The following is a 12,149-nucleotide window of genomic DNA, read 5'->3' as shown; positions in this document are numbered from 1 at the left end:
GATTGCGGACCCCCACAGGCCATCAGACCGCACACGCCAAAAACCCCTAGGAGAGCTTTCGCTTCCACAGGTTTTTTTTGCTGCTTACCAACACAATTTTACACGCCGGAATAGGCGGAGAATGCGCCGTCAACCGGGATGATCACACCGTTGACGAAGCCGGAGGCTTTTTCGCTGACCAGATACAAGAGGGTGCCCACCAGCTCCTCGGCTTCGCCGAAGCGGCCCATGGGGGTGCTGCTCAGAATCTTCTCGGTCCGCGGTGTCGGCGTGCCGTCGGGGTTCTTCAGCAGCTTCTCGTTCTGCGCGGTAACGAAGAAGCCGGGGGCAATGGCGTTGACCCGGATGCCTACCCGGGACATGTGCACCGCCAGCCATTGGGTAAAGTTGCTGACCGCCGCCTTGGCGCCGCTGTAGGCGGGAATCTTGGTCAGCGGCGTAAAGGCGTTCATGGAGGAAATGTTGATGATGGTGCAGCCTTTCCGGCCAACCATATCCACCGCAAATTCCTGGGAGGGCAAAAGCGTGCCCAGGAAGTTCAGGTTAAACACAAACTGGATGCCCGCAGGGTCCAGATCGAAGAAGGTGATGGTATCCTCCAGCTTCTCCTTCAGATCGCCCTCGAACAGATATTCCTTGGTGGTGGTGCCTTTGGGGTGGTTGCCCCCGGCGCCGTTGATAAGGATATCGCAGGGACCCAGCTCTGCCAGAACCGTCTCGTGGGCTGCCTTCAGGCTGGCTTTGTCCAGCACGTCGGCTTGGACGCCGATGGCAGTGCCGCCCAGGGCCTTAACTTCCTCCGCCTTGGCTTGGGCAGGCTCCAGCGCCCGGTCCAGAATGGCTACCTTGGCGCCGCATTCCGCCAGCGCGAATACAAACTGGCTGCACAGCACACCTGCGCCGCCTGTGACAACGGCGACTTTTCCCTTCAGATCAATGGAAAACGGCAAGGATGACATGATGGCTTATACCCCTTTCGCCGCTGCGGCATTGGACTTGCGGATGGCTTCCGCCAGCCCGTTGATATAAACGGCGCCCAGGGCACGGTCATACAACCCGTAGCCGGCTTTGCCGGTTTCGCCCCAGATCATGCGGCCATGGTCCGGACGGAAAGGTCCGTCGAAGCCATAATCCACATACGCCTTAACCACCTCGTAGAAATCCAGAGAGCCGCAATCGGACAGATGGCCGGACTCGTAAAAGGAGCCTTCCCCGGTAATCTTCACATTCCGCAGATGGGCAAAGTGAATCCGGTTTTTGACGCCGCCGAAATATTTCACCATATCCACATAATCATTCTTCGCATCGCAGCCCAAGGAACCGGAGCAAAGGGTCAGACCGTGATACGGGGAATCATACAGGTTCAGGAAACGGTCCAGATTGGCTTTATTGGTAATAATCCGGGGCAGTCCGAAGATGGACCACGGCGGATCATCCGGATGAATGGCCATTTTGACTTCACTTTCCACAGCCGCAGGCAGGATGCCCTCAATAAAATATTGCAAATGCTCCCACAGCTTCTCTTCGGTCATGCCCTCGTACTGCTTCAGCAGACCGCCCAAGCCGCCTTCGCCGTAGGAGGTATCCCAACCCGGCAGCGACAGCTCGCCCAGCTTCGGGTCCATGCGGGCCACGGTTTCGGCATCATATTGGAGGGTGGTGGAGCCGTCCGGCAAGCGGTATTCCAGATCGGAGCGGGTCCAGTCGAATACGGGCATGAAGTTGTAGCAAATCACCGGAATGCCGGCCTTGCCCAGGTTGCGGATGGTTTCGCAGTAGTTGGCAATGTAGCGGTCCCGGCTGAGCAGGCCCAGCTTGATGTCCTCATGAACCGGTACACTTTCGATAACGGAAATTTTCAGGCCTACGCTTTCCACACGCTGTTTCAAAGCTTCAATTTTGTCCATGGGCCATACTTCGCCTACAGGAACATCATAAATTGCGGTTACAATGCCTTTCATCCCCGGAATCTGGGCAATGTACTCAAGCTTGACAGGATCGCTGTCGCCGTACCACCGGAAGGTCATTTCCATGGCTGTCTACTCTCCTTGTGAATGTTTGCACTTAACTTGCATACTAGCATACTAGCATGTCAGGGCAGGATGCGCAATAATCTGTCGCAGAAGACATGAAACCGTCAAAATTCACTTGAAAAATTTCCCCTGTGTGCTATCCTATAAACATAGCAAGGCAGCCGTGAAGCACACCTGCCGGTTCTCCTGACGGAGATCTGGTGCGTGTGCTTCTTTTTTTGTGCAAATATGCAGACTGCCTATTTGGGGAGAGGTGAAGATTTGACAGATCACGACGGGTTGTACAAAATGCTGCTGCACACCTTCTTCCGGGAATTTATGGAGGCGTTTTTTCCGGAGGCGGCGGAGGCTATCGACTTTGGGCATGTGGAGTTTTTATCCGAGGAGGTGGTGGTGGATATTGCCGGCGGGACCAAAAAGCGGCTGGATCTTCTGATCAAAACCCGGCTGAAGGGGGAGGAGTCCTTCATTCTGGTGCATCAGGAGCCACAGGCATATTTCCAGGAGGCGTTTGCCGAGCGGATGTTCATTTATTCGGCCCGGCTGTATGAGAAGCACCGGCTTCGGGTTCTGCCCGTCGCAATCTTCAGCCACCGCCAACAATCCGTTGAGCCGGACGGCTTCGGCTGGGGCCTGCCTTCCATCGAGGTGCTCCGCTTCCGGTTTTGCACGCTTCAATTGCGCAAATGCAACTGGAAGGATTATATCCGCTCGGTTAACCCGGCGGTTGCTGCACTTCTCAGCAGTATGGGCTATAATGAGGAAGAAAAGCTTCAACTGAAGCTGGAGTTTTTGCGGATGCTGACCCGTATGGAGCTGAACCCGGCGAAGCTGGAATTGCTGACTGTATTTTTCGATGCGTATCTGCCCCTTACTCCGGAAGAGGAGCAGCTGGTGTGGCAGGAGGTGGAAGCTATGAGCGATAAGGAGGAGAAGAAGATCATGGAATGGAAAACTCATTTCCAGCGCTATGCCATGGAGGAAGGAATGGAGAAGGGAATGGAAGCGGGTCTGCAGAAGGGGTTGGAGCAGGGGCGCGAAAAAGGCAGGATGGAAGTGGCCCAGCGCATGATCCAGGAAGGCCTCGATCCGGCGCTCATCGCCAAGCTTACCGGCTTTACCCCGGAGCAGATTGAACAATGGAAGCTTCAGCTTCACTGACAGCATGATCANACCGGCTTTACCCCGGAGCAGATTGAACAATGGAAGCTTCAGCTTCACTGACAGCATGATCAATTGAACTCTCCCCCACTTAGCTGCACTTGAAGTGGGGGATTCTTGCGAACAGAGGAGGACTCTCCTCTTTCTTAGCAAGCGATCCCTGCGGTTCCCGCAGTTCAAGGTAGGGCGCTGCTAGATGGCGGCGCTCTTGATATTATGGGCCGCGTTCTCATCTCGATCATGAGCGGTTCCACAGGTCGAACATGTCCATTCCCGGATCGATAGATTCTTCACCTCAGGATGGACCGTGCCACATACATGACAGTGGTGACTGGTCGGTTCAAACCGGTCCGCCACCCGAAGCGTTCGGCCGTACCAGGAAGCCTTGTACGTGAGCTGACGGACAAATTCGCCCCATGATGCATCCGCGATGGATTTCGACAGCTTCGGATTCCGGATCATGTTCACCACACTCAGATGTTCGATGCTGATCGTTTGGTTTTCACGAATCAGCTTCGTCGTCAGCTTGTGGAGAAAGTCATGTCGAGTATTCGCGATGTGTTCATGGATTCGCGCCACTTGTCGTTTGGCCTTCTTATGGTTCGCCCCACCTGGGGTGCGACGGGCCATCCGCCGGTTTGCCCGTGCCAGCTTCTCTTCGTGCTTGCGGTACACCCGCGGATTCGCAATCCGTTCCCCGTTCGAGCATACGGCGTATTCGGTCAGCCCCAGATCCATGCCGATATGCAGCTCAATGGTCGGAAGCGGAAGCTTCTCCACCTCGGCAACAAGCGAGACGAAGAACTTGCCACTGGCCTGTTGACGCACTGTAGCTGACAAGATGCGTCCCTCCAGCTTGCGGGAGTGGGCAAACCGCATCCATCCAAGCTTCGGGAGTTTCAGCTTGGAGCCTTCCATCGCGATATTGCCGTTCGTGGATCGGGTCGTGTAGCTCTGTACGGGATGTTTGCGGCTCTTGAAACGGGGGGCGTCGGTTTGTTTCCCGAAAAACCGCCCAAAACTGTCCGCCACATGCCGAACGCTGGATTGCAAAGCGATGCTATCGACTTCTTTTAACCACTCATACTCCGTTTTCAGGGCGGGAAGCGCAGTCGCACACGAATGGTACGACAACCCTTTCCCTGTTTCCGAATACGTGCTGTTCCATTTCGCCAGGAAATGGTTGAACACAAACCGACAGCAACCGAACATACGTCTTATGAGCTGCTGTTGGTCTGCATTCGGGTAGATGCGATACTTGTACGCTTGATGCACGATCATGCGCACTTCATCCCTTCGTGGGCTTTTTTCATAGCATAGCACATATGTTCGCAACAATCCAGAAAACCGCTGATTCATCTCCGCCCTGGAGAGGACGGAGTCTTCTCAGCTTTGATGATAAAGAGCCGCTGTTTCCCCAAGAGGATACGGCGGCTTTTGGCATGGAAGCTTTAAAAATACGAGGCGTACGGACTGTCCGGACGATACAGGGCCTCCCAGTTTTTCATGGGCCAGAGAATATGCTCCTGATACATCCTCTCTGCATTTTCAATCTCCTTGTTCTCGATGACCTCCACAATCCGCAGATGCTGCCAGATGGTCTCATCGTAGCTGCGCTCCATTTCCGACAGAAGCCGAATCCGGTTGTAATGGGTGCTGAGCCGGGTAATGGAGGTCCACACATTCTCCTTCTTGTTGCCCCGGAAAATAATGTGATGGAATTCCGTGTCCAGCTTGTGGAATTCCTGCGCCTTTCCCTTTTGGCCCATCAGCAGCTTTTGGAGCGCAGTGTTCTTTTTTAATTCCAGCAGCTCCTCCTCCGGAAAAGAAGCGCAAGCCAGCCTCAGCACTTCCCTCTCCAAGGTGAAGCGCATAAAAGCCGCCTCCTCAATCAGCTGCAGATTAATCTTCGAAACATAGGTGCCCACCTGCGGGTACACCTCTACCAAATGCTCCTCCTTCAGCATCGCCAGCACCTCCCGGACGGGAGTGCGGGAAATATCCAAAGCGGCGGCCAGATCAATTTCGCTGATGGCCTGTCCCGGATGGAGGGTCAAGGACATTATATTTTCTTTAATGACCCGATAGGAATAATCCTTGTTGTTTTCGCCGGGCAGCTTGGGGGAAATTTTCATCATGATGGGTGCACTCCTCTTGACGTCTTGCGCGATACTCTCCATTATACACGCTGGAGTTTGGGCGTGCATACGGTCTGTTTCATCCGCATCCGCCGGAGGCCAAAGCACTCATCCAAACCGCTGCTTACAGCGTCACATGCTGGCCGGCGGGAACCTTGACGCTGCTGTCACCGGCGGTAATCCAGACGTCCGTCGCCGCAGGGTTGTATACCCGGGTCTGATCCACGGAGAACCGCAGGCTCTTCACCGCCTGGATATAATCCAGCACCTCAATATTGGTGGCATACCAGATATCGCCGCGTTGGCCGATCATGGCGCAGAACTTCTCCATGTCCTCCCAGTTATTGTTATTCTCGAACTCATAGCTGTGGCCCCACAGATAAAACAGCTGCATCCGGGCGTGGCGCGGCACAAGCCCCAGGAACTCCTCACCCTTGGCCAGCATGTCCCGATGATGGCAGGTGGGATGCCATTCCAGCCAGTTGGCGGGCAGATGGAACCCGCCATGGCTCTGGGTCGTGCGGGAATATTCGATGCCCAAGGCAGGAAGGGAAGCCAGCACACGGCTGTCGTAGGTGCCGAAGGGATAGGACATGCCCCTGACCGGATAGCCGCACAGCTCCTCCAGCTTCCGCCGATCCTCCAGCAGCTGTGTGGCGATGCCTTCCGTGGGAGTCATCTCCAGAAACGGATGGGTGGTGGTATGGGCGGATACCTCGTGACCCTCGAACAGGCTCGTGATTTCCTGCTCCGTAATGTAACCCTCTCTCCCGAAAAATCCCGAATTCAAATGAAAGGTTCCTTTAATCCCGTGCCGGTTCATAATCTCCACCAGCCGGCGGTCATGGATGCGTCCGTCATCATAGCTTAATGTCAACGCTTTCAATCGACCTTCGGGAAACAGGTTCAGCTTAATGTTCATTTTTCTTCTCCCCTCGCGTTTGGGGGATAACGGCCCCCATATTCACGCCATTGTACATGTTTTCCCTCTGATGGTAAACCCGTTGTTTGGACATGTCAATTGCAAATATTGCGCCGGATCTGTAACGCGGCGGCTGCGGAAGCCTATTTTTCAACAGACCGGCAAAGGAAAAAAATCCTTGTAGGTGAAGACGTTTCCTTGTAATATGATTCCATTATTACATATTATAGAGGGGGACTTTTTGTACATGTCGTTTCTGCCAAACGGATTTTCACAGGATGTAAGCCGGGAAATTGAAACCAGAAATTATGACCGTCCTGCAGGTGTCACCCTGCTGGCGCTGCTGTTCGGAATTGGAGGGGCGGCAGGGTTGCTTTTTCAATTGGCCAATTTCAACAATCTCAACAATATTGACCCGGAATTGGGCATCTCGAGTACATTGCTTCAAATCTCCCTTGCCATCATCGGGCTGACCGGCGTAGGCGCTGCTGTAGGAATGTGGATGGGAAAAAAGTGGGGCTGGTGGCTGGCGCTGTTCTATGCGGCGTATGCCGTATGCCGGAATGGCTATGCTTTGATTACCCTCTACATCACCTTCCGCGACATACCGGAGGCTGCCGATCAACTGGGCTCCTATTATTTCAAGTATGGCTGGCGCGTACTCTGGAATGGCTTTCTGCTGGTTTACTTATGCAGAGAGTCTGTCGGTCTCTATTTTAAAAACGAAACCACTAACAAATGGCTGGCCCTGGCCAAGGTTTTTGGAATATCCATCCTGATCTACGCCGTGATGTCAGCTGTTCAGTGAACAATCCAGACAATATTTCATAAAATCGAAAAAACTTCCCCCTCTTCCCTGGTTTTCAGCCATTCTCTCGGCATGTTATGTTATATTTACTAACATCGCCAATGAAATGGCCGGAAGGGGGGATTTGTCTGGGCGCCGATTTTTTGCTTACCGTCCGGGAGGCGCTGAAGCGCTCCCCCTTTGCCGGAGCCCGGCTGATGGCCGGTGCCGGCGGTCTGGACCGCCAAATCCGCTGGGTGCATATTCTGGAGATCTCCACCCTGGAGAATCTCATCTACGGCGGCGAAATGATCCTGGCCACAGGCGTAGGCTTCAACCTGGACACAGCCCATTCCGTCCGTTATATGGAGAAGCTGATCCAGCAAAATGCCGCCTGCCTGTGCATCGAGATCGGCCCCTACTTTCACGCGGTGCCCGAGGAGCTGCGGGAGTTGGCGGACCGGTGCGGCTTTCCGCTGATCCTGCTGCCCCATTCCATCCGGTTTGTGGATATTACCCAGGACCTGCATTCCCTCATTATCAACCGCCACCACCGCACCCTGCGGGAGCTGGAGAGCATCTCCCGGGAGTTTCACCGGCTGACGCTCACAGCCAACGGCACCCTGAATGTGCTGAAGCTGCTGCATAAGAGCACCAGCACACAATTGATCTACCGTCCCCTGAACGGCACTCCCGTTTGTTACCCTCCCCTCACTGCGGACAAACAAGATCAGCTGCTTGCTTCAACCGACGCCTGCTTCAAGGAGCAGGAAGCGGCCCCATCCGCAGGAGCGGATACTGTTCCCAAACCGTACTTCGCAGCAGGCAGCCAGATTGTGCTTCAATCCATCGGCGTGCTTAATCAGAATTGGGCATACCTGGCGCTGATTTGCCACCGGGAGCCGGTGGAATTCGATTATCTGCTTTTGGACTCCGCCGCTTTGTCCATTGCCCAGGAGCTGCTGCGCACCCGCTATATGGAGGAGCGCAAGCTGTTCTCCGAGAATCTGTGGGTGGATGAATTGCTCAATAACCGGCTGACGGATGAAAAGCAGGTGAAAGCCATGCTTGGCCCCAGCCTGAACCGGTACGCCGAGCTGTATATCCGGGTTTGTCTGATCGAAATCGGGAATCTGCATGACGAGAGCCTGCAGCTGCAGGAAACCGATGCCGAAACCATCCGCTACCACTTGTCACTTCTGCTCCGCTCTATTTTCGAGAAACACGGCTTCCGCCTTTTTCTGACCATGAAGAACAACCGGCTGGCCGCTATTGCGGTAGACAAAAAAAACTCCGGCAAGGCCAAGGCGCGCCTTCAATCGGCGCTGGACGCTTTGGGGAGCCTGCGCGCCGACGACAAGCTCCGCGACCTGAAGCTGGCGGTGGGCGTGGGCAAGGCCTACAGCTCGTTAAGCCAGGTTTATATGAGCCACCGGGAAGCCGTTCAGGCGCTTGCCCTCCACTCCTGCTTCCGCAAGCCGGCGCTGTTCTATGAGGACTTAGGCGTGTTCCAGCTGCTGGCGTTAAACGATACCGAAACCCTCCGGCAATTTGTCCGCAGCTATCTGGGGGCGGTGCTGGATTATGACCAGGCCAAGGGCTCCGACCTCCTGACCACTCTCCGGATTTTCCTGGACCATGACGGCTCCAAGCAGGTGGCCGCACAGAAGCTGTTCATCGTCCGCCAATCCCTCTATTACCGGCTGGAAAAGCTTAAGGAGCTGCTCGGCGAGGATTTTATGGTGCCGGAAACCCGGCTGGCCATTTCCGTGGCGCTGCGCGCTCATCAGATGCTTCCTCCTGACAGGTCCGACCACATCCCAAACCGCATAAAAAACCCTTCCGGTTAGGACGTGTCTGACAACTCCGAGGGAGGCAGTTTTCGGACACGCCCGGAAGGGATGCAAGTGGAGACAGAGGTGAGGGACGGTTTCGGCGGAAACGCGCCGGGAACGGCTATTCCGCCAGCAAATCGCCAATAGCGGTATATTCCAGCCCTTGGGCTTCAGCCACAGCCTTGTAAGTAACCTTGCCGCCCAGGGTGTTGATGCCCTTGGCGATGGCGGCGTTCTCTTGCGCGGCGCCTTTCCAACCCTTGTTGGCAATTTGCAGTCCGTAAGGAGTCGTAACATTGGTCAGCGCAATCGTGGAGGTGCGGGCTACAGATCCCGGCATATTGGCTACCGCGTAATGGATAACGCCATACTTCTCATAGGTGGGCTGGTCGTGGGTGGTAATGCGGTCGATGGTCTCCACCGAGCCGCCTTGGTCAATGGCAACGTCCACGATGACGGAGCCCGGCTGCATGTTCTTGACCATCTCCTCGGTAACCAGCCGCGGTGCGCGGGCGCCGGGAATCAGCACAGCGCCTATCACCAGATCGGCCTGGCGCACAGCTTCCATAATGGAATAGCTGTTGGACATAACGGTTTTCAGCCGCCCCTGGAATTGGTCGTCCAGCTGGCGCAGCCGGTCGGCGCTGATGTCAAGCAAGGTTACATCAGCTCCCATGCCTACAGCCATCCGCGCCGCATTGGTGCCGACGATGCCGCCTCCGATAATGGCCACGCGGGCCGGCGCCACCCCGGGAACACCCCCCAGCAGCACCCCTTTGCCGCCGCTTGCCTTTTCCAGAAAACGTGCGCCCAATTGGATCGCCATCCGGCCTGCAACCTCGCTCATCGGAGTCAAAAGAGGCAGGGTGCCGTTGGCCGGCTGGATGGTTTCATAGGCAATGCCGGTAACGCCCTTGTCCAGCAGAGCCTGGGTCAGCTCGGGAGCCGGAGCCAGATGGAGATAGGTGTACAGCTGCAATCCTTCGTAGAAATAAACGTATTCCTCCGGCAGAGGTTCTTTCACCTTCACCACCAAATCCGCGTCCCATGCCTCGGCTGCAGTAGCAGCAATAACGGCCCCTGCTTGGGCATATTCCTCGTCAGTAAAACCGCTGCCGAGACCCGCTCCGCTTTCAACCTTCACTTCATGCCCGAAGCTGCAGTAGTCCTTGACTGAAGCGGGGGTCATGGCCACCCGGTTTTCATTATTCTTGATTTCCTTTGGCACACCGATTCTCATGGTCATCACGCTTTCTGTTTTAGGATGGTGGTTATTGGCCTTGCTTGTCAGTGAGCATCAGCACCGGAATCTTATGTGATATTTTATGACTCACACTCTCGTTTGTTCGCTCACATGTAATAATAATTAACATAATACATGCAATTTTCATGACTTACACTAGACAAATCGTCAAAAAGCCCCCTGAAAATGTTGTCAACCTGTATAACAGCAGAAGTTTTTATCGCCAATCCGATGGTTCGCCGGGAAATGACCTGGCTGCACACCTGCTCTCTGCACTCGGAGGAGCGTAGCGGAACTGAGCGGCTCTTAAAAGCGGCTTTTGCCGCTTATTCCCGGCTGAACGGAACCAAGAAGCCCTTATTCCACGCCGCAGCCTGATTTCCTGCCTATTTTCGCCGCATCAGGGATGTAACGGTTTCTCAGTTCCGCTAATCATCCACACTCCCGTTTTCACCGCTATAAGAGTCGCTCTGTTCCACAACAAAAAAGCACCTGCCTGGCCAATGACAACCTCTCGCAAAAACAACTCAGGAAGAGCAAAAAAGAAGCAGGACCAAGTCCTGCTTCTCGTCGTCCGCCGCGGAGCGCAGCAATGCATGCCCCCGTGGCGAAGGTATCCATAATGCAATCGATCAGATTTTGCTGACAATCTCCTTGTTTTGCAGAAGCGCCACCAGGAAAGCCAGTGTCAGGCCTTGGCCCCAGCCTTGAACGCGCTTCTTGGAGATGACCTTGTAGTCCTCCGCCGTATGCATAACGGCAGTGCCCGCGGATACATTGCGCACGGTGCCGTCTTCGTCGATGTTGGCCAGAATGCCCTTGTAGGCGCTGGCAATATAGTTTTGATGCAGCGGATGGGCGTAGCTGACCAGCGCCGCGGCGATGCCTGCGGAAGCGGAGGTTTCCTCATAGGAGGTTTCGTCGTTCAGCACAGTACGCCACAGGCCGTCCTTGGTTTGCAGCCGCACCAACGCGCTCAGCTGATCGCCCAATGCGCCGCCGATTTGCATCCACATGGGCATAAACGGATTCAGCATTTTGTAAGCCTGCGCCATGGTGTAAGCGGCCCATGCGTTAGCCCGTCCCCAATAAATGCCGGACAGGTGGTCCTTTCTGATATTATCCCAGGCATGATAGAACAAATTGGTCTTGGGGTCCTGGAGATATTCCTCATGCCAGTAGAATTGGTTCAACGCATCGTCAATGTATTCCTTCTTGTCCAGCTTGAAGCCCAGGCGCAGCAGGAAGTAGGCGGCCATAAACAGGGTGTCGGCCCATGCCTGCTCGGGGAAGTCGTTATCGGAGGAAACCGTATGCTGGAAAACGCCTTCGCCGAAGCGGATGGCTTCATTGCGGAGGTACTCGGCCTTCATCAGAGCCAGGTCCAGATACTTCTTATCGCCCGTTGCTTCGTGCAGGGTAATCATGGTATGCCCCATGGCGCAGGAGTTCACCATCAGCGTCGGAATGCCCAGCTCCAGATATTCATCCACCCATTTCACCAGAAAATCGATATATTCCTGGTTGCCGGTTACTTCCCAAGCCTTGGAGATGCCGTAAAAGGCAACGCCGCAGGACCAGTTCCAGGTAAAGTCAATATTCATTGTTCTTTTGACAACGCGGTCGATAAGCTCTCTTACTTCCGCTTCATCACATTCAAACTTGCGCATGTCATCCATCTCCTTGTGTCATTGATAATGAAAGAGCTGCCTTATGCTTACCTTATATCGTGATCTCCGGTTCCATTTCCCATTCCTCATCCAGGCATACGAAAGAAAACCAGATATTCCGAACAAGGCAAAACACCTGTTACCTCTATTATTAGCCTGTCCTTCCGCCAATGTCTAGACTTTTATTTCATTTTGTTATGGAAATATCTTAAGGTGTGAACAAAAATATTCGGATGTATTCAAAAATCCCTTTTCCTTGCGGAAAGGGGAGAAATCTTTAAAAATTTTGTGAACAACGCCTGTTTCCAGAGGCGGTTTTCCGTTTTCATGAGATAGGGTACGGTATGCCCAGACATTCCT

The 12,149-nt window shown here is 54.4% G+C and carries 10 protein-coding genes; 3 read left to right on the top strand and 7 right to left on the bottom strand.

Features of this window, described 5'->3' with window-relative positions; translation table 11 throughout:
- Positions 1-98: 98 nt before the first annotated feature.
- Complete coding sequence (locus tag DQG13_RS19060; RefSeq protein WP_113021380.1) at positions 99-959, bottom strand: SDR family oxidoreductase; 861 nt, start codon at positions 957-959, stop codon at positions 99-101.
- A 6-nt stretch (positions 960-965) separates the two neighbouring features.
- Positions 966-2,033, bottom strand: coding sequence for a mannonate dehydratase (locus DQG13_RS19055; RefSeq protein WP_113021379.1), 1,068 nt, complete (start codon positions 2,031-2,033; stop codon positions 966-968).
- Between the two features lie 261 nt (positions 2,034-2,294).
- On the opposite strand from DQG13_RS19055, the gene DQG13_RS19050 reads away from it, so the two are divergent.
- Positions 2,295-3,194, top strand: coding sequence for an RpnC/YadD family protein (locus DQG13_RS19050; RefSeq protein WP_258525761.1), 900 nt, complete (start codon positions 2,295-2,297; stop codon positions 3,192-3,194).
- A gap of 192 nt (positions 3,195-3,386) precedes the next feature.
- Here DQG13_RS19050 and tnpB read toward each other — a convergent pair whose 3' ends face one another.
- The 3 genes from tnpB to DQG13_RS19035 all read right to left on the bottom strand — a co-directional run bounded on the left by tnpB (position 3,387) and on the right by DQG13_RS19035 (position 6,254).
- Entirely contained in the window at positions 3,387-4,475 is a 1,089-nt protein-coding gene (tnpB, locus tag DQG13_RS19045) for an IS200/IS605 family element RNA-guided endonuclease TnpB (protein WP_113021377.1), read from the bottom strand.
- Between the two features lie 170 nt (positions 4,476-4,645).
- Positions 4,646-5,332 carry a GntR family transcriptional regulator gene (locus DQG13_RS19040; protein ID WP_113021376.1) on the bottom strand — a complete coding sequence of 229 codons (687 nt, stop codon included), beginning with the start codon at positions 5,330-5,332 and terminating at the stop codon, positions 4,646-4,648.
- Between the two features lie 124 nt (positions 5,333-5,456).
- Positions 5,457-6,254, bottom strand: a complete 798-nt coding sequence (locus tag DQG13_RS19035; RefSeq protein ID WP_113021375.1) for a polysaccharide deacetylase family protein — start codon at positions 6,252-6,254, stop codon at positions 5,457-5,459.
- Between the two features lie 247 nt (positions 6,255-6,501).
- Between DQG13_RS19035 and DQG13_RS19030 the strand changes: the two genes are divergently transcribed.
- Both DQG13_RS19030 and DQG13_RS19025 read left to right on the top strand, forming a co-directional pair.
- On the top strand, positions 6,502-7,062 hold the full coding sequence (locus DQG13_RS19030; protein WP_113021374.1) for a hypothetical protein: 561 nt from the start codon (positions 6,502-6,504) through the stop codon (positions 7,060-7,062).
- 143 nt (positions 7,063-7,205) lie between these two features.
- A complete protein-coding gene (locus DQG13_RS19025) occupies positions 7,206-8,891 on the top strand; it encodes a PucR family transcriptional regulator (RefSeq protein WP_258525760.1) in 1,686 nt (561 codons plus the stop codon).
- A gap of 106 nt (positions 8,892-8,997) precedes the next feature.
- Here DQG13_RS19025 and ald read toward each other — a convergent pair whose 3' ends face one another.
- Positions 8,998-10,116 carry an alanine dehydrogenase gene (gene ald / locus DQG13_RS19020; protein ID WP_113021406.1) on the bottom strand — a complete coding sequence of 373 codons (1,119 nt, stop codon included), beginning with the start codon at positions 10,114-10,116 and terminating at the stop codon, positions 8,998-9,000.
- A gap of 635 nt (positions 10,117-10,751) precedes the next feature.
- Positions 10,752-11,789 carry a glycoside hydrolase family 88/105 protein gene (locus DQG13_RS19015; protein ID WP_113021373.1) on the bottom strand — a complete coding sequence of 346 codons (1,038 nt, stop codon included), beginning with the start codon at positions 11,787-11,789 and terminating at the stop codon, positions 10,752-10,754.
- Positions 11,790-12,149 lie beyond the last annotated feature (360 nt).

It is taken from the genome of Paenibacillus sp. YN15 (genome assembly GCF_003285005.1).
Taxonomy (GTDB): Bacteria; Bacillota; Bacilli; order Paenibacillales; family NBRC-103111; genus Paenibacillus_AR.
Note: the sequence above shows the minus strand (reverse complement) of the source record. Positions and strands in the feature narration are given on the sequence as shown.

Coding starts and splice junctions, on each gene's coding strand:
- DQG13_RS19030 (WP_113021374.1), top strand. CDS start 6,502: ATGTCGTTTCTGCCAAACGGATTTTCACAGGATGTAAGCCGGGAAATT.
- tnpB (WP_113021377.1), bottom strand. CDS start 4,475: ATGATCGTGCATCAAGCGTACAAGTATCGCATCTACCCGAATGCAGAC.
- DQG13_RS19015 (WP_113021373.1), bottom strand. CDS start 11,789: ATGCGCAAGTTTGAATGTGATGAAGCGGAAGTAAGAGAGCTTATCGAC.
- DQG13_RS19060 (WP_113021380.1), bottom strand. CDS start 959: ATGTCATCCTTGCCGTTTTCCATTGATCTGAAGGGAAAAGTCGCCGTT.
- DQG13_RS19055 (WP_113021379.1), bottom strand. CDS start 2,033: ATGGAAATGACCTTCCGGTGGTACGGCGACAGCGATCCTGTCAAGCTT.
- ald (WP_113021406.1), bottom strand. CDS start 10,116: ATGAGAATCGGTGTGCCAAAGGAAATCAAGAATAATGAAAACCGGGTG.
- DQG13_RS19035 (WP_113021375.1), bottom strand. CDS start 6,254: ATGAACATTAAGCTGAACCTGTTTCCCGAAGGTCGATTGAAAGCGTTG.
- DQG13_RS19040 (WP_113021376.1), bottom strand. CDS start 5,332: ATGATGAAAATTTCCCCCAAGCTGCCCGGCGAAAACAACAAGGATTAT.